Genomic DNA, 17,360 nt, shown 5'->3' on the forward strand with positions numbered 1-17,360 from the left:
AATTTGCGAAGTAATAATGTAAATTTCCTATTTGGGAAATAATTTAGTAAGCTGATTTATCTGCTCACAGAGAGATCTAAGCCCCTCTGCCAAACTTGCAAATCCTCAAACCTAAATGCCATTTAATTTCATTTTTAACTATTATCTGTAAATCATCAGCCATTAACTAAACCCTACCAACCGTGCTGCGGGCTGGTTAACTTGTATATATTGTTCAGCATAAGGCCTATAACAATTTCATGCGAGCCATTACTTACGGTGCGCAAGGCCGATGTTGTTGCATCGTAGGAGTAACTTACGTTGATGAGCGAGTTGAGGTTAAAACCCGCCAGGATCCCAAAAGAATCATCCTTACGGTACGAGCCACCAAACCAAAACCTATCGCGAAAGGAGAGTTTGGCATTTATATCAAACGTGGTTGGTGCAGGCTGTATAAATTTAATGAGTGCCGATGGTAAAAAGCTTACATCATCAGACAAATAAAACTTATAGCCGGCAGTTGCAAAATAATGCGGCACGGTTTTGCTTAGATTTTGCCCGTTATTGGTAGATATATATTGGTTTTGTGGCAAGATCTGTTGTGCCGATATACCAAAGAAATAGTTTGACGAATACGCCCAGATACCTATGGCAGCATCGGGTTTCCACTTATTATTTTCCAGGTTCCTTAAAACAGGGTCGTCGGGGTTTTCGAAAGTAAGTTCGGATGTGTTTAGGTGCAGGTGATTAGCACCGGCAGACACCCCTACCGCTAAGTTCAATTTTTCGGTGATCCCTAAGTGGTAGGCATAAGTTGCCATGATGTTGGTTTGGTCAATTGGCCCGGCCTTATCGGTAATTAACGAAAAACCGATACCGTGGTGCGGTTCGGCCGCGCGATACTCCGAAGTATACAACCTGCTGTAAGGGCTATCGCCGCCCGACGGAAATGACGCCGCGTCGCCCCGGGTAAAATCGCTGCCCAATGGAGCGTTTACAGTAAAGTATGCTGTGGTAGGCGCACCCTGCAGGCCTGTCCACTGGCTGCGGTATCCTAACTTTACATCGGTGTAATTTTCAATACCGGCAACCGCGGGGTTAAGCAAATAGTTATTAAAAATATATTGGGTATACTGAGGTTTTTGCTGCGCATAGGCAAATATGCCCATGCATAATATTACACCTGTAAAAAATAAAGTTCTCTTTAACATTATTTAATAATTGTGACACTGCCGGAAACAACGTTACGGCCGTTTTTAGGGTTTATGATATAATAGTAAGTACCGGTTGGCAATGCCGAACCGCGGAACCTTCCGTCCCAGGGCGATGCATAACCAACAGACGAATATACCTTTTCTCCTTGTCTGTTGTACACATCAACTGTATTTCCGGGGTAAGTATCTAAATATTTAATTCCCCAGGTATCGTTTATACCATCGCCGTTGGGTGAAAATGCGGATACGATCACAGGCTTTTTAAGCACTTTTACAAATACATCATCATATGCAACACAGCCTTTGGCTGTTGTAACAGTAAGTGTATAAGTAGTATTATCTATAGCAGAACATAATGGGTTTAAAATGTTGACATTATCTAACCCTGCCGACGGTGCCCATTGGTAGAATAACTCTTCGCCGGTTACTACGGGCTTGATCACAACACTTTCGCCCTCAAGCAAGGGGATAAAATCGCCCGCGTTTACAGTTGGTAAAGGGTAAACCACAATATCCTGCGTAACGGTTACATCGCAACCATTCGTGGCTACAAAATGGTAGGCTATGGTAAAGGTACCGGCCCCGGACACTGCCGGGTCGAACACCCCTTTATCGGCGTTGGTTACGCCCGGCCCGCTAAACGTGCCCTTGCCTGCAAAACCCTTATCATTTTTAATTATCTGTACCTTACCGGCATCCCGGCACATAGGGGGTACCGGGGTCATTTCAACTGAAGGGCTACCTAAAATGGTGATCGGCCTTTCTTTACCGTTCTCACAAACTGATCCTTCGCCAGTGTAAACGATCATCTTAATGGTGTAGTTAGTTGATGTTACCGAGTAATCATAAGTATGATGATAGTTTTTATCCGCGGGGATATTGGCAGGGGTATACAATTCAAATATTTCGGGATGGTTGATATAATCCCACCATAGTTTTATTTGTGTTACGCTCGCGGGGTCAACAACCGATTGATCGTGTACGGTTATATCTGTGGCGCTACATCGGTTATCACTGGGTTTAAAGTCGGTTTGTGAAAAATCGGCAATATTAAAATCAAATTCAATGTCCTTTGTTGTACCGCAATCGTCAAGCGCAACGGGGTTAACAACCGTGGCGGTGTAGTTATAATTCCCTTTAGTAAAAGGTGGCAGCACGCCCCGGTATTGGTACCGGTAAAGTGTTGTTCCATCCTTTACAAAAGTGGTAAACGCGGGGTTAGTTGTAATTTTCGGCGAAGATCCGTCATTAAAATTCCAGGTTATGCTTGTACTTATATAGGGTAATACCATCTGTAAATTATATACCACTCCCGTACACCCATTTACCTGCCCGTTATTAGTTTGTGGGTTATCCAACTCAATGTATTCATTAAGATTTTTGAGGTTTGTACCTGCCGAATATCCATAAGATTCTTTGTTTCCAAACCCATAAGCAATGGCATTAAAACCATCTTCGGCAGCAAGGGTGTGTGTGCCTTCGCCAACCGGAATTTGCGCGTAAGCATAGCCCGTTCCGCTCGTGACATTCACAAAAGCAGTATATGGCTGGCCATCGAGCTTAAAGGTTGACGTTTTATCAGACCGCATCACAACGTTTATAAAATGCTTTTGTATCGCGTAATGCCCTGTTGAGTAAAGGGTAACATGACTGATGGTTTGCTCCACAGGGTTTAGGTAGATCATCTCAGGGTCGCCTACATCCCGGGGATCAAACTGGCAGCCTGGCGCCAGCGTTTTACCTTGTGTAACAGCATATTGTATTACCTGAACAGGTTTATCGGCCTTAATAATATTGGTAATATTGGATGAAAATTCGTAAACATTGTTGCTTTGTAAACTCCCCGGCGGGATTGGGTTCCCGTTAACTGTGACCGTAGTATTTGGATCGCTCAGCACCACCCGGAATATATCGTAGTTGCGGCTTTTAAGCGGAACGGTTATATAATTTTTACCCCACGAAGCTGTTGGATAAACCTGCTGGAAAAGGTTATCGGATGTTTTGTTGTTGTCATCGCAACCTATAAATATTTTTGTACTGCCCGAGAATACAGCTATCTTTTTACACCCCTGCGTGCCCGAGCTTATGCTGGCAATTTTCGTGTTCGTGAGATCAGTAAAAGACAATCCCTGGTATACCTCGCCTTTATTTAATGTTATCGTAAATGGCACACCGGCAACCTGGCCATCCACCAGCTTGGCCGACGGTGTAATTTCTACAGTGGTGTTATCTTCGGTACCTATTACCGTAAAGGTAGAAAACGTGTTTGACTGGGCGTTTGAACGCTGGGTGTAATTTAATGAGTAATAACTTTTACCCAACACGGCAACCGGCAACAATAGCGTGGCACCAGATACGGCATCAGAATATATATGAGCAAAAACAGCTATTTTTTTTGCCGATGTGATGTGGATACCCTTAGCGCTTTTGCCCTGATTTTGAATAAATGCTTCATTGCGGGGAACTTCTATTTCGGTTACCTGATTTGGTAAAACATCCCTAATAATGGCCGGGAAACTACCGTTCGCAATCTCAACCGTAACTGTCGTTGCTTCGTCGGCCGTAACGTAAAGCGCCATTTTACTTGGCCCGTTATCTTCCGAGTGCGACATATAAGCCGTCCAGAATTCTCTCCCCTGGCTTGAGGTGCCTTGGGCAAAGCCTAAAAAACTGCAGCAAACAAAAAACAATGTTATTAAAACACCAAATGCCTTTACCCTATTCACTTTAATAACCGGTTATAATTAGCCATGCCTGCGTGGTACGCAAACAAGTGCATTAAATGTAAGCAGTTTTATTGTAAACCTAAATAAATCTGCCTGTTATGTTTTGTAAAAAGGCTGGGTAGTTTATTAATCTTAAAAGAATTTATCGGGGTTTGGCACCAGGTTCAGGAACTTTTCAAACTTTTTCTCGTAGTTAGATTGATCCAGCTGGTAATAAAACGCCCCTTTTTTTGATGATTGCTTATCTTTTTCGGCAAGTTTAACCAGCAGGCCTGTTGATAGTAGCTTGCGGCTAAAGTTGCGGTCGTCAAACTCGGTTTGGTAAACGCCCTCGTACAAGGCCTGTAATTGCGGGATGGTAAACCGCTCTGGCAGTAATTGAAAAAGTATGGGGTGCAGCGCGGCTTTGTAGCGTAATTGCTTTTTGGCAATGGCCACCATTTCTACATGGTCAAACACAAGGTCGGGCATTTCGTTGAGCAGGAACCACTCGGGGTGGTTGGCGTTGGTAAGTTGTTTTTCGTATTTCTGGATATCTATTAGCGCAAAGTAAGCTACAGACAGTGTACGCTCCACCGGGTCGCGGTCGGGTTTGCCAAATACGTGAAACTGCTCCATGTACACATTTTTTAACCCGGTACGTTCTTCTAATACACGGTTGGCAGCGTCTTCGGGGCTCTCGGATGGGTTCATGAAACCGCCCATGAGGCTCCATTTTCCTTTTTCGGGGGCGATATCACGTTCTACCAGTAACAATTTAATGTTCCAGCCATCAAAACCAAATATAATACAGTCGACAGCAACTAAAATGCGTTGTTGCCCGGGATATTCTTGCATGTGCATACGTTATTCTACAATTGTAAAAAATATTCGGCATTTTAAAAAAACTAAACTAATGTAATGCTTGTGTAAGTAAACACTTTACAAACTGCCGTTATAAATTATTCTTTGTTATTTGATCCTTTATATAAATACAGCACCCATTTTGGAAACCATATTAAACATATCAAACCTAAACAAAACTTATAAGAGCGCGGGGCGCGAATTAACAGTTTTAGATAATATAAATTTCAGCATCGGCGCAGGCTCTACCAACGCCATTGTAGGCCCCTCGGGCAGCGGTAAAACCACCCTGCTTGGCCTTTGCGCCGGGTTAGACAGCGCCACCAGCGGCATTGTTAAACTCAGCGGCATCAGCTTTACAAACCTGAGCGAGGACAAACGCGCGCAGGTACGTAACCAGTACGTAGGTTTCATTTTCCAGAATTTTCAATTGCTGCCTACCTTAACAGCTTTGGAAAACGTGATGGTTCCCTTGGAACTGCGCGGCGAGAAGAACATTAAAGCACGTTCACTTGACCTGCTTGATAAAGTTGGCCTTGCCGACCGCGGGCACCACTACCCTGCCCAGTTATCGGGCGGCGAGCAGCAAAGGGTATCGCTGGCAAGGGCATTCTCTAATTCGCCAAAGATCCTGTTTGCTGATGAGCCTACCGGGAATTTGGATGCCGAAACCAGCGATAAGGTGGTAAAGCTCATCTTCGATCTTAACCGCGAGGCGGGCACAACGCTTGTTTTGGTAACCCACGATCTGGAACTGGCGGCAAAAACGCAGCGCATCATCAAAATTAAGGGTGGCAAATTGGTTGCCGATGACAAAACCGGTAATGAATAACGCACCCATGGACAATTTTAATTTTAAAAGGAAGATAAACTTTGCCTGGCTGTTTAAAATGGCCCTGCGCGATAGCCGCCGCAACCGCTCGCGCCTGCTGCTGTTTATCTCATCGATAGTGTTTGGGATAGCGGCTTTGGTGGCTATCTACTCGTTCAGGTATAATATCCAGAATGATATTAATGAGCAGGCGGCTACTTTAATCGGTGCCGACCTTACCATCAGCGGCAATAAGGAACCCGACGATAAGCTGCAAAAGGTATTAGACAAACTTGGTGACAACCGCTCGCAGGAACGCAGTTTCCCCTCGATGGTGCTGTTCCCCAAAACATTTTCGACCAGGCTGGTACAGGTAAAGGCTTTGGCGGGTAAATTCCCCTATTATGGCGATCTGGAAACCACGCCAGTGCAGGCAGGCCGTTCATTCAAAACCGGCAAGTACGCTTTGGTTGATAAAACGCTGATGTTGCAGTTTAACGCCAAAGTAGGCGATTCGGTAAAAGTGGGTAACGAAACTTTTGCCATTGCAGGTGTGCTGAACAAAGCGCCGGGGCAAACAGGCATCGCGGCAAGTGTTGCTCCGCTGGTTTATATCCCGATGCAATATTTAAATAAAACAGGCCTGATCACCGTTGGCAGTCGCATCAATTACAGCTATTATTACAAGTTCGGTAATAAAACCGATGTAGAAAAACTGGCCAAAGGCATAGAAAGCCAACTGAACAAGGCCGGCTTTAATTACGATACCGTTGAAGGTAAAAAAGAAGGCACCAGCCGCTCGTTTGCCGATCTGTCGAGGTTCTTATCGTTGGTAGGCTTTATTGCCTTGCTACTGGGCTGTGTGGGCGTGGCAAGTGCTATTAATATCTACATCCGCGAGAAGATCCGTTCCATTGCCATTATGCGCTGTATGGGTGTAAAAGCTTCGGAGGCATTTTTGATCTACCTCATCCAAATAACAGGCATTGGGCTAATAGGCTCTGTGGCCGGGGCTATTTTAGGTACAGCCATTCAGCATCTGCTGCCACTGGTGTTAAAAGATTTCCTGCCAATCACCATATCGGTAGGTATTTCCTGGCTGGCTATCGGGCAGGGCATTTTGTTGGGGCTCATTATCTCCATCCTGTTCGCCTTGCTGCCGCTAATCTCTATCCGCAATATCTCACCGCTAAACACATTAAGGCTTTCATTTGATGATACCACCACCATCCGCGATCCGTTGCGCTGGTTGGTTTATATTTTGGTGGTGCTGTTCATCACCTCGTTCGCCTACCTGCAAATTGGCAACTGGATGAGCGCGGCATTCTTTACCATCGGTATTGCAGTGGCATTTTTAATACTTACGGCCATTGCCTGGCTGCTCATCCGGTTTACAAGGGTTTTGGTGATGAGCAGTTGGAGTTATATTTGGCGGCAGGGCTTTGCCAATTTGTATCGTCCAAATAATCAAACCATCATTTTAACGGTTTCCATCGGTTTAAGCACGGCATTTATCGCTACGCTGTTCCTCATCCAGCAATTACTTATCGGCCAGGTAACCCTTTCAGCGGGTGATAACCAGTCAAACATGATCTTGTTTGATATCCAAACCGCGCAGCAAAAAGCCGTTGCCGATCTTACCCGGAAACAAGGCTTGCCGGTTTTATCACAGGTGCCTATCATCACCATGCGACTGGAAAAAGTGAACGGCAAAACCGCCGCTGACGCCAAAAAGGACAGCACCCTGCGCATTGCCGAACGGGCCTATACCTACGAATACCGCGTTACTTATCGCGATTCCATCACCTATTCAGAAAAAATAACCAGCGGCAAATGGGCTGGCAAAGCCCAACCCGGCAAAGACATCCCGGTTTCTGCCGAAGAACGTTTCGCGCAGCGCATTAATGCCAAGGTTGGCGATAAACTGGTTTTTAATGTTCAGGGCGTAATGATGAATACCTACATCAGCAGCATCCGCAAGGTAAACTGGAACAAAGTTTCCACAAACTTCCAGGTAGTATTCCCAACCGGGGTTTTGGAGAATGCACCGCAGATTCACGTGTTGCTTACCCATGTGCCAAACAATATCGTATCTGCCAAATACCAGCAGGCAGTAGTGAAGCAGTTTCCCAACGTTTCTATTATCGACCTTGGCTTGATCTTAAACGTGCTGGATGAATTGCTTGGCAAAATTGGCTATGTTATCAAATTCATGAGTGGGTTTAGCATTATTACGGGTATTATCGTATTAATCTCGTCTGTCCGTATCAGCAAATACCAGCGCATCCAGGAGAGTGTTTTACTGCGCACCCTTGGTGGCAGCCGTAAACAGATCCTTGCGATAACAGCTTTAGAATACCTGTTCCTTGGCGCATTATCTGCCCTAACGGGTATTGTTATCGCCATTGGCGGCAGCTGGCTCTTGGCTAAATACACCTTTGATATGCCTTACGCCGTTAACTTTTTACCGGTGATAGCCCTCTTTTTAATCATTACCTTGTTAACGGTTATTATAGGCCTGCTAAACAGTCGCGGTATTTTAAAGAAACCGCCGCTGGAAATTTTGCGGTCAAACTCATAAAAATAATTATGCTAAATAAACTCAAAATAGCTTCTGCCCTTGCGCTAACCATCACCATTGCGGGCTGTGGCAGCAAACCTGCATCAACCGAAACCACACCCACCGATACTACCAAAATAGCCGCCAGTGCATCAACCAAAAACATTTTGGTATTTGGCGATAGCTTAACCGCGGGCTACGGCCTTGATGACCCATCCGAAGCCTACCCAAGTGTTTTGCAAACCAAAATAGATTTGGCAAAGCTACCTTACACCATCATCAACGGCGGCCTCAGCGGCGAAACATCTGCCGGTGGCAAGGGCCGCATCGACTGGATCCTAAAACAACACATTGACGTATTTGTGCTTGAGCTTGGCGCCAACGACGGCCTGCGCGGAATCCCGGTAACGGAAACCGAAAAAAACCTGCAAACCATTATTGACCGTGTTAAAACAATATACCCAAAAGCCAAACTGGTAATGCTGGGCATGCAGGTACCGCCAAATATGGGCGCCACCTACGTGAAAGATTTTAAAGAAATGTTCCCCAAGCTGGCTACCAAAAACAACATGACGCTGGTACCCTTCCTGCTGCAGGGCGTTGGCGGTGTACGCAGCCTAAATCAAAAGGATGGCATTCACCCTACTGCTGCAGGTGCTAAGATATTGGCCAATAATGTTTGGGAAGTGATGAAGGGGGTGTTATAGGATATAATCCTTATTAATAACGGCGCCCCTCTCTTCCCGCGTCATTGCGAGCGTAGCGCGGCAATCCCCTACTTACAGAGCCGCAGACAAGTTTATCGACCATTGCCACGTCGCTATCGCTCATCGCAATGACGCTTTTTTATTTTAATGCCCGGTTCCCATTTCTACCGTCTTCAGCTTTAAATTCCGCAGCGCGAACCAAAGGATCATGACGAAACAAATACCGGGTACGATGTAAGCGAACTGGATGTTTGAGGCATCAGAGATGCGGCCCATTATTGGGGGCAATACCGCGCCGCCTACTATCCCCATAATTACTAAAGATGAACCCAGCTTTGTTTGTGGGCCTAAGTCTTTTATGGTTAACGAAAATATGGTTGGGAACATGATAGACATAAAAAACAGCACCGCCATCAGCACATAAACAACACCCGCGCCATGTAAGGTTACCGCTGCCGCAATAAGTCCAATATTGATAATGGCATAAGTTACCAAAAGCTTTACCGGGTTAAATACCAGCATTAATGCCGTGCCCGATAACCTGCCCAGCATAAACAGCAACAAGGCGATGCTTAACAATGTTGCTGCGCGATGCTCGCCAAAGCCGGCCACATGTTCGCTATAGCGGATAAAGAAGCTGGTTACACAGGCTTGCCCGCCTACGTAAAAGAACTCGGCTAACACGCCCGACATTAAATGCTTGTTCTTGGTAAGGGCTGCTATCCTGCCAAACAAGGGTTTGTTTTCGATGGCGTTTACCTCCGGCGATTCCTCTTTAAGAACCGGGAACGTGGTACGCCAAACCAATATGGCAACTAATAACACTAAGATGCTGATGATAACGAATGGCAACTGAACAGATGAAGCTTCGTTGTTTAAGTAAGATTCCAGTTCTGCCGGTGGCATGGCTTTCTCCTGCGCGGCCGTTAATACCGTGCCCGATAAAATGAACGTGCCGCCTATGTACGGCGCAAAGGCGGCGGCCATTCCATTAAAGGTTTGCGCCAGGTTGATGCGGATGGTAGAGCTTTTTGGGTCGCCAATTAAGGTAATGAGCGGGTTGGCGGCGGTTTCTAAAAACGCCATCCCGGAGAATACCACAAACAAAGCCCCTAAAAAGAACGCGTAGTTGCGCACCGCGGCTGCCGGGTAAAACAACATTGCCCCTACCGAAAATAGCAATAACCCCAAAATAATGCCGCCTTTATAGCCATACTTTTTCATGAACTGCGCCGCCGGGATAGGCAGCAAAAAATATGCAACGTAGGATGCGGAGTCTATCAGCGAAGATTGAAAATCTGTTAGCTGGCAGGCTTTTTTTAAGTGCGGGATAAGGATGGGATTAAGATTAAGGGCAAATCCCCAGATAAAAAACAGGGAGGTTATAAGGGCAACAGCAACTAAACTTTTATCTTTTGACATTGTAAGGTGTTAAATTGGTGAGCTGAATATATATCTTTTAATTTACTTCCAGCTCATTCTTAGCGGCGATTCTACCGAAGGTGTAGCCTCATCATCCCAATAAAAGCGGATAATGGAGTTGCGCCAGTTGCCGGTAGGCGTCATCCATATATGTTGTATAGCACCTTCGCCGTTAAAATTTTCGGGACTAATGGAGCGGCTAACCGCGTCTGATGTGCGGTAGATGTTGCCCATGCCGGCGTCCAGTCCGTTAAATTTTTGTTGTGCGTGGGTAATGGCGCATAGCACCACTGCCAACAGTAAAAGCTTTTTCATAAATTAGAGCAGGTTTAATAAACTAATGTAGTAAATATCCATTTATGATACCATTTAACTCTGATGGTTTTCTAATTAAGATCTTTGAGGTTTGTGATGTGGTGATTAGCAATATTTACCGCTTTTTAGTTTACTCACCCCGCTACACTTCGTGCGCGACCCTCTCTGCTTCGCAAAGAGGGTGGGTGGGCGAAGCGAAGACCGGGTGAGACCAAATAGCCGGCATACTGAGCACAATATTATGAAAGATTAGCCAAGCCGATTTACGGATAATTACCCGGTTTCTTAAAAGCGGGATGGTTTTGGTATCTTTGCACTCTTTATATTTTTTGAAATGGCGTGGGCAGAGAAATTTAAGCTAAATAAGCAATTAATAAAATCGGTAACAGAAGCTGGGTTTAATAACCCTAAAGAAATACAGTTAAAAACGCTTAACCGCATTATTGGCGGGCAGGATGTGGTTGCTATTGGCCCCGAGGGATGCGGTAAAACTACCGTGCTTGTGTTGGCTACGCTGAACCGATTTAAACACAGCGCCGATGGCGTGCCTAAAGCGCTTGTGCTTGCTCCCGACCAGGAAAAGGTGTTTGAAATACTGGCCCAGTTCGACAGGCTGAACAGAAACAAAACCATCCGTATTGTGAGCCTGCACCCCGGACAAACTACGGAGCAGAATATGGACGACCTTGCAGATGGATCTGACATTGTGGTTGCCACTCCCGACAGGGCACGTGCTATCTACCTAAAGCTTGGATTGAACCTGAACAAGGTTGATTTCTTTGCAGTGGATGATGCGCAGTTGATAGTTAAGAAAGGCTTGCAACTCCCTGTTGTAGAACTGGCTAACAGTATTGGCCGCGCGCAGCGCCTGGTATTTACCGAGGTAATGCACGCCAAACTAGAGAAAATGATAGCACCGTTCATGCTGCAACCCGCGACTATTGAGGTGGAAGAAATGCCCGAGGAGTTGTTGCCCGTGCATCCGCAGATCCTTTACCATGTACCCAACTTTGGCACCAAGGTAAACCTGCTGAACCTATTTTTGTATGACGAGGAAATGTTCACCAAAACGGTTGTGTTCACCAATACCCGCCTTACTGCCGAAACTATTTACAAGAGCCTGCATAACCGCCTCCGTACCTCGGTTACTACCATAAACCCTATGTCGTTTGAGTATAACAAGGTGAACGATATTGCGGAATTTAAAGCAGATAGCAGTCTGCGGGTGCTGATTGTGGCAAATGAAGGCACGGAGCACATTGATGTTACGGGTATACCGTTCATCATTCACCTGGACCTGCCAGCCGAAAAAGAGATTTATATACAGCATATTGAAAACCATGATATTGATGCCGCGGATGAAACCTTAGCTTTAACCTTTGCTACCGACCTGGAACTTGACCAGGTGCGCAAAATTGAGCAGACCACCGGCCAAAAAATGCAAAAAGCCGACCTGCCCGAAGATTTAGTAATGGAGAAAGACCGCAAGCAAAAGGAAGAAGAAAAAGATAAAACTAAAAAGCATACTAAAACAGACCCCAACCAATATGTACCCGGCGAAGCCTTCCACGAGAAGAAACCGGAGAACTCCAAAACATACAACTACAGCTCGGGCACCAAGGCCAAAATGAACATGAAGAAAAAGCACGGGTAGTGTTTTTAAATTCCGCTTTTTTGCGGGATGGGCACGAGTGACAGGATTATGTCAGTGAAGTACGATAAAGTATTGTCAAAGAGAAATATTATGCACATTTATTGCCGTTTTACAGGCGAAAAAAGGCGTTTAAAAAGCGAAAAAAATGCTGCTTTTTGTGTTAAATAATAAAGTAGTCTACCTCTCTATTTCCTTGTAAAACTCGATATATAAATCCTCAACTTTAGCACGTGCCCATGGCGTTTTGCGGAGGAATTTGAGGCTGGAGTTTACGCTGGGGTTATCCAAAAAACAGTTGATGCGGATGCGGTAACCCATTTCGGCCCAGCCCAGGTGTGCTACTAAAGCTTTCAGGATAGCCTCTAATGTTTTGCCGTGCAGCGGGTCTTTTGATTGTTGCTCCATATGGCCGTAAAGATAATTTATTATTTACTAAGCTGAACCAATTCCAATGCTTTAAGCGTATCATTATATAACTGGCTGTAAAGCCTCTTATCCAATACATTACGGCTAATAAGCTTACTGCCCATCCCTACCGCGCATACCCCGGAACGAAACCACCCGGCAATATTACCTGCTTCAATCTCTACACCGCCTGTCGGTATAAACAACTGTCCCGGGAACAAATCCCTGATGGAAGCAATAAACGCCGGACCAAGGATATTAGCCGGGAAGATCTTGATAAGCTTTGCGTGGTATTGCTGCGCCACATGGATCTCGGAAGGAGTCATACACCCGGGGATGTAAAGCAGATCGTAGTTGTTGGCTACCATAGCAACCTCGCTATCTACGATGGGCGACACGATGAAATCTGCACCGGCATCTACAAAAGCCTCTGCCTCCAACCCGGTTTTAATGGTACCGATACCCAGGTACAGGTCGGACATTTCTTTAGATACCCTTTGTTTAATGTTATAAAGGTTGCTTAGGGCCTCTTTACCCCGGTTGGTATATTCTATTACCCTAACACCTGCGTTGTACATAGCGCGAATGATCTCAAAGCTTACGTCGGCATCCTCATAAAAAAACAAGGGCAACATGCCTTGTGATAAAATGGTATCCAATACTTTTTCTTTTTTACTCATGCTTTGTCGCCTTGGGCAGGTACGCTTAGTTGCGTTGGCTGAAATTATAAATTATAGACCGTAAACCAAAAAGCCTGTAATTTCTTACAGGCTTTGGAATATTGAAATGTGTGTGATACTATTTCACTACCAAAACACCATCAGCCATAATAGAAATGACTTTCTTAGTAGTGTTGATCATGGCTATTTCTTCTTTGGTTTTTCCGGCATCGGCGGCATAGTGTTTTAAGCGCTCAACAGAAGTTTCTTTCACTTTGGCTTTACCCTCTACCACTACAATTTTGCCTACAATGTTTTGTGGCATAAAGTAAGCGTAATCTGTAAACTGCACCATAATGGGTGTGCCGTTAGCTTGCTGTAATTTCATAAAGCAGCCTTTTTTTTTGCAAACTTCAATTACGGTACCGGTGATCTTTCCATTGTACACGCTATCGCTGCTCAGGGTGTTCAGCGCTTCGGTGCTCACTGCGTTATCTGCTGTAACTGTTTTCCCGTAAGTTACGCCGGCATCGGCTAACTTAATAGTGCTTTGTGCAAATGTATTAGCGCTAAAGCCAAGGCACATTGCTAACAGGATAAATTTCTTCATATAAAGGCTTTTATGATGTCTCTCTTTACAAAAATAACACTTTATTTCAATTTGCCTCTAACCATTTTAAATGGGTTTAAAGAAGTTAAGTTGATTGAATATTAAGTTCATATAAACCACATTAATGTTTGATTATAAAATAGATAAGTATATATATTTCTTAATAGTTAAACAAGGTTTTAATGTTAATTTGACCAATGTAATTTTGTCAGGTGGATGATTTTCTAATTTATTAAAGACCATGATGCAGAACAAATCCTTCGCTATCGTTGCCCATACAAATTGAAAAAAAATTAACTGATCACCCTAAAAGTTAAATTGATCCGCTCCCTAAAAGCTTTGGAAGATTTTGGCACCTGGTGTTCCCAGTTGTGTTGCAGATCGCCCTTCATGATGAGTAGGGAGCCGTTTTCCAACTCTACCGAATACTTCAACTTATGGTCCTGTTTATGCCTTAGATCAAACCGGCGGACCTGCCCAAAGCTTACCGAGGCTATTACAGGGTTTAATCCTAGCTCAGGCTCATCATCGGCATGCCAGGCTACAGAATCATTGCCGTTGCGGTAATCGTTCAGCAGAACGCTGTTAAACGTTATTCCGGTGGCTTCGTCAACCCGTTGTTTGATGAACAGCAGTTCTGGTGTCCATTGATAGGGATCATACTTTTTACCGCTGTAGGCATAAGTTTTATTATTATCGCCATACCATGCGGTAAGCCGGGGTATATTTAGCAGCTTGCCATACATTTGAATGGTTTCCTGTTTCCACTGGATGGTGGTTTTTAACGCCTGCATCAGGTGGATACTTTCCTCGCGAGTGAAGCAGTTTGGGCGATAATCCATTAATTCCGCAGGAAGTTTGGGGGCCTGCCCTCCCCCATCAAAAATATTTAGCTGTTCCATCTCCACCAAATAACAAGTTTTCGGCATGGAAAGTGTCACAATTAATTAAAAATAATTAAATTATGAGTTCAGCATTTGTAAAAAAGGGCGAAACCCGGTGGCTGCACGAGATAGACCCGTCTATGAACGCCCTGCTGGTGTTTCTACAACAAGAAAATGGCGGCATGAGGATCTATGAACGTAAGAATTATTACAATGCCACAGAGGGCCGCAACGTTTACCAAATGAGCGACAGCCTTAGTTACATCAAAAACAACGAGAGCAAATGGTACATTGTGTGGGATTAATTGTTAAAATAAGTTAAACGGTAGAAGTAAATTAGTCATTAATATTTTTTTGCTTTAACGTTGTATTACTTAACACCTACACTATGAAAACATTACGCTTTTTACTGGTAGCATTACTGTGGTCTTTTATTTTTGCCTGCAATTCGCCTCAAAAGAAATTAAACCTAACTTCAAAAGTTAGCCTGATAAGTAATAATGTCAGGATAGATTATACCGATACCGGTAAAGGTGATACTACACTCCTGTTTGTGCACGGCTGGGCCATTAATAAAACTTATTGGGCCAATCAGGTAGCTTACTTTGGCAAGAGATACCGGGTTGTTACTATAGACTTGCCGGGCTTTGGTAAATCTGATAAAAACAGGGCCAAATGGAATACTGCTGCCTACGGCCAGGATATTAAAAACGCAATTAGCCAACTCAGCCTTAAAAATGTGATACTAATTGGCCATTCTATGGCCGGCAGCATCGTGTTGCAAGGCGCAATTGACGCGCCCGGGAATGTGATAGCGCTGGTTGGGGTGGACAATTTTAAATCGGTAGGCATCGCATCAGCAGATAGCGTAAAGGATAAGCAAGAATATGCTAAGGCCATCGCTGCCATGAAGAAAAATTTTAAAGCCGTAGCCTTCGAATGGTTTAACCAGGGTTTGTTTTATAAAACCACCAGCAAAGCCATAAAAGAAAGAATCTTGAATGATGTTGCACACACCGATTCTACCGTTGCTATCGCCACACAGGAACGGGATGACTTTAATGATGTAGCGGCGCTTTTAAAAGCTAAAAAGAAGTTGTACCTCATCAACAGCGATTACCAGCCAACTGATACTACAGGCCTGATAGCAAAGAAGATCCCTTATAAATTATTGATCGTACACGATACCGGGCACTTCCCGATGGTGGAGAAATCAGAAGAGTTTAATAAGCTATTGGACGAAGTCATTGCCGATTTGAGATACTAACGGTATCGCCCATATCAACCAAAATATTCTTTTTGATGGAAAACACAAACACCGCGCCATCACCTATGCGGGATTCCGCGTGGATGATACCATCAAGTTTTTCTACCAATAGTTTAACCGTGTATAAGCCAAGGCCTTTACCCTTTTTATTAAAGCGATCTAAGGTGTTAAGCGTTACCTCTTTTTCGAAGATCTTAGCCAGGTTTTTCTCGGCGATGCCCATACCGTTGTCAGTAACTTTAAAGTGATAGCTATCTCCATCCTCTTTAAAAAGTATGTTTACAATACCTTTTTCTTTATCGTTATACCTAACAGCATTGGTAAGCAGGTTTAAGAAGATCTGTTCTAACCCAACTGATGAACATACCAATTCATGATTGTTACGGGGCATATTTATAGTGATGCTGGCCGGGACATCTACTAATTCAATTACATTCTTTAAAAGCACATTGAGGTTTAAAGTTTCCTGGTTTGATAATAAACTGGATGGCTGTGTAGAGTAATCCAGCATGTTATCAACCAGTGCCAACAAACGTTTTGACGCGTTGATGGTTAGCCCTGCAAGGCTGCGGCTTTTATGATCGCCGGTGTTTTGCAGGCGCATTTGCAGTGCCTGCGATGTAAGCAATATGCTGCTTAGCGGGTTTTTTATATCGTGCGCAGCAGTAGAAGCAAACTTTTGTATAAACATATTTGCCTCCAGCAGATCGTCGTTACTTTTTTGCAGCCTGGCTATTTTACGGCGCAGTTCCATTTGGTTTAAAACCTGCTTGGCAAGTACCCGTAAGGCATTTAATTGCTTCTCAGTAAGTTTTTTTGGTTCGTGGTCAATAACGCACAACGATCCAAGCGCGTGCCCATCCTCGTTAAGCAATGGAACACCTGCATAAAAAACAATTTTTTCATCGCCGGTAACCAACGGGTTAGTGGCAAAACGACTATCTTCTCGCGCATCAGGCACTACCATTACCTCATTTTTATTGACGATAGTATGCGCGCAAAAAGCGAACTCTTTAGGGCTTTCGCTTACTTTAATACCATATTTTGATTTAAACCACTGGCGCCTGTCGTCAATTAAGCTAATAAGCGCAATTGGTGTCTGGCAAATTTCTGATGCAAGTATGGTAAGCTCCTCAAAGTCTACTTCGAGAGTGGTATCAAGTATATTATAAGACGCTAAGGAAGCTAAACGCTCACTTTCGTTCTCAGGGACCGGATAGGATGGGTTATTCAATAGCTCTTAGTTAGATGGTAAAAATAAACATTAAAAATACCCTAACGATATTTTGACGGTCATATCCTAC

Annotated in this window: 16 protein-coding genes; 6 read left to right on the forward strand and 10 right to left on the reverse strand. The window is 44.3% G+C overall.

Annotated elements, in window-relative coordinates; genetic code table 11:
• Positions 1-173 precede the first annotated feature (173 nt).
• The 3 genes from NAF17_RS07805 to NAF17_RS07815 all read right to left on the reverse strand — a co-directional run bounded on the left by NAF17_RS07805 (position 174) and on the right by NAF17_RS07815 (position 4,756).
• A complete protein-coding gene (locus tag NAF17_RS07805; RefSeq protein ID WP_252757421.1) occupies positions 174-1,190 on the reverse strand; it encodes a PorP/SprF family type IX secretion system membrane protein in 1,017 nt (338 codons plus the stop codon).
• A complete protein-coding gene (locus NAF17_RS07810) occupies positions 1,190-3,919 on the reverse strand; it encodes a gliding motility-associated C-terminal domain-containing protein (RefSeq protein WP_252757422.1) in 2,730 nt (909 codons plus the stop codon). The genes NAF17_RS07805 and NAF17_RS07810 overlap by 1 nt, the downstream gene beginning before the upstream one ends.
• A gap of 132 nt (positions 3,920-4,051) precedes the next feature.
• Positions 4,052-4,756, reverse strand: a complete 705-nt coding sequence (locus tag NAF17_RS07815; protein WP_252757423.1) for an NUDIX hydrolase — start codon at positions 4,754-4,756, stop codon at positions 4,052-4,054.
• A 148-nt stretch (positions 4,757-4,904) separates the two neighbouring features.
• On the opposite strand from NAF17_RS07815, the gene NAF17_RS07820 reads away from it, so the two are divergent.
• From NAF17_RS07820 to NAF17_RS07830, 3 genes are read left to right on the forward strand one after another with little or no spacing between them, the layout of a single operon-like run.
• Positions 4,905-5,594: an ABC transporter ATP-binding protein gene (locus NAF17_RS07820; RefSeq protein ID WP_252757424.1), complete on the forward strand. Its 690-nt coding sequence runs from the start codon at positions 4,905-4,907 to the stop codon at positions 5,592-5,594.
• Positions 5,572-8,154 (forward strand): ABC transporter permease, encoded by a 2,583-nt coding sequence (locus NAF17_RS07825; RefSeq protein WP_252757425.1) that lies wholly within the window; start codon positions 5,572-5,574, stop codon positions 8,152-8,154. The genes NAF17_RS07820 and NAF17_RS07825 overlap by 23 nt, the downstream gene beginning before the upstream one ends.
• An 8-nt stretch (positions 8,155-8,162) precedes the next feature.
• The gene (locus NAF17_RS07830) at positions 8,163-8,840 is read left to right on the forward strand and encodes an arylesterase (RefSeq protein ID WP_252757426.1); all 678 of its coding nucleotides are present in this window, start codon (positions 8,163-8,165) and stop codon (positions 8,838-8,840) included.
• Between the two features lie 144 nt (positions 8,841-8,984).
• Here the strand turns inward: NAF17_RS07830 and fucP are convergent, their stop codons facing one another.
• Both fucP and NAF17_RS07840 read right to left on the reverse strand, forming a co-directional pair.
• Positions 8,985-10,262, reverse strand: a complete 1,278-nt coding sequence (gene fucP, locus NAF17_RS07835) for an L-fucose:H+ symporter permease (RefSeq protein ID WP_252757427.1) — start codon at positions 10,260-10,262, stop codon at positions 8,985-8,987.
• Between the two features lie 42 nt (positions 10,263-10,304).
• The gene (locus NAF17_RS07840; RefSeq protein ID WP_252757428.1) at positions 10,305-10,577 is read right to left on the reverse strand and encodes a DUF2961 domain-containing protein; all 273 of its coding nucleotides are present in this window, start codon (positions 10,575-10,577) and stop codon (positions 10,305-10,307) included.
• A 334-nt stretch (positions 10,578-10,911) separates the two neighbouring features.
• On the opposite strand from NAF17_RS07840, the gene NAF17_RS07845 reads away from it, so the two are divergent.
• A complete protein-coding gene (locus NAF17_RS07845) occupies positions 10,912-12,231 on the forward strand; it encodes a DEAD/DEAH box helicase (RefSeq protein ID WP_252757429.1) in 1,320 nt (439 codons plus the stop codon).
• Positions 12,232-12,408: 177 nt separating this feature from the next.
• On the opposite strand, the gene NAF17_RS07850 is transcribed toward NAF17_RS07845, so the two are convergent.
• From NAF17_RS07850 to NAF17_RS07865, 4 genes are all read right to left on the reverse strand, one after another.
• Positions 12,409-12,636: a VF530 family protein gene (locus NAF17_RS07850; protein WP_252757430.1), complete on the reverse strand. Its 228-nt coding sequence runs from the start codon at positions 12,634-12,636 to the stop codon at positions 12,409-12,411.
• 20 nt (positions 12,637-12,656) lie between these two features.
• Positions 12,657-13,316: a bifunctional 4-hydroxy-2-oxoglutarate aldolase/2-dehydro-3-deoxy-phosphogluconate aldolase gene (locus NAF17_RS07855; protein WP_252757431.1), complete on the reverse strand. Its 660-nt coding sequence runs from the start codon at positions 13,314-13,316 to the stop codon at positions 12,657-12,659.
• A gap of 118 nt (positions 13,317-13,434) precedes the next feature.
• Entirely contained in the window at positions 13,435-13,905 is a 471-nt protein-coding gene (locus NAF17_RS07860; protein WP_252757432.1) for a DUF4920 domain-containing protein, read from the reverse strand.
• 293 nt (positions 13,906-14,198) lie between these two features.
• A complete protein-coding gene (locus tag NAF17_RS07865) occupies positions 14,199-14,834 on the reverse strand; it encodes an alpha-ketoglutarate-dependent dioxygenase AlkB family protein (RefSeq protein WP_252757433.1) in 636 nt (211 codons plus the stop codon).
• 35 nt (positions 14,835-14,869) lie between these two features.
• On the opposite strand from NAF17_RS07865, the gene NAF17_RS07870 reads away from it, so the two are divergent.
• Positions 14,870-15,094, forward strand: a complete 225-nt coding sequence (locus tag NAF17_RS07870) for a hypothetical protein (protein WP_252757434.1) — start codon at positions 14,870-14,872, stop codon at positions 15,092-15,094.
• An 83-nt stretch (positions 15,095-15,177) separates the two neighbouring features.
• Complete coding sequence (locus NAF17_RS07875; RefSeq protein ID WP_252757435.1) at positions 15,178-16,056, forward strand: alpha/beta fold hydrolase; 879 nt, start codon at positions 15,178-15,180, stop codon at positions 16,054-16,056.
• Here NAF17_RS07875 and NAF17_RS07880 read toward each other — a convergent pair.
• Positions 16,034-17,290, reverse strand: a complete 1,257-nt coding sequence (locus tag NAF17_RS07880; RefSeq protein ID WP_252757436.1) for a sensor histidine kinase — start codon at positions 17,288-17,290, stop codon at positions 16,034-16,036. The genes NAF17_RS07875 and NAF17_RS07880 overlap by 23 nt on opposite strands.
• Positions 17,291-17,360 lie beyond the last annotated feature (70 nt).

It is taken from the genome of Mucilaginibacter aurantiaciroseus, from assembly GCF_024055595.1.
Lineage (GTDB): Bacteria > Bacteroidota > Bacteroidia > Sphingobacteriales > Sphingobacteriaceae > Mucilaginibacter > Mucilaginibacter aurantiaciroseus.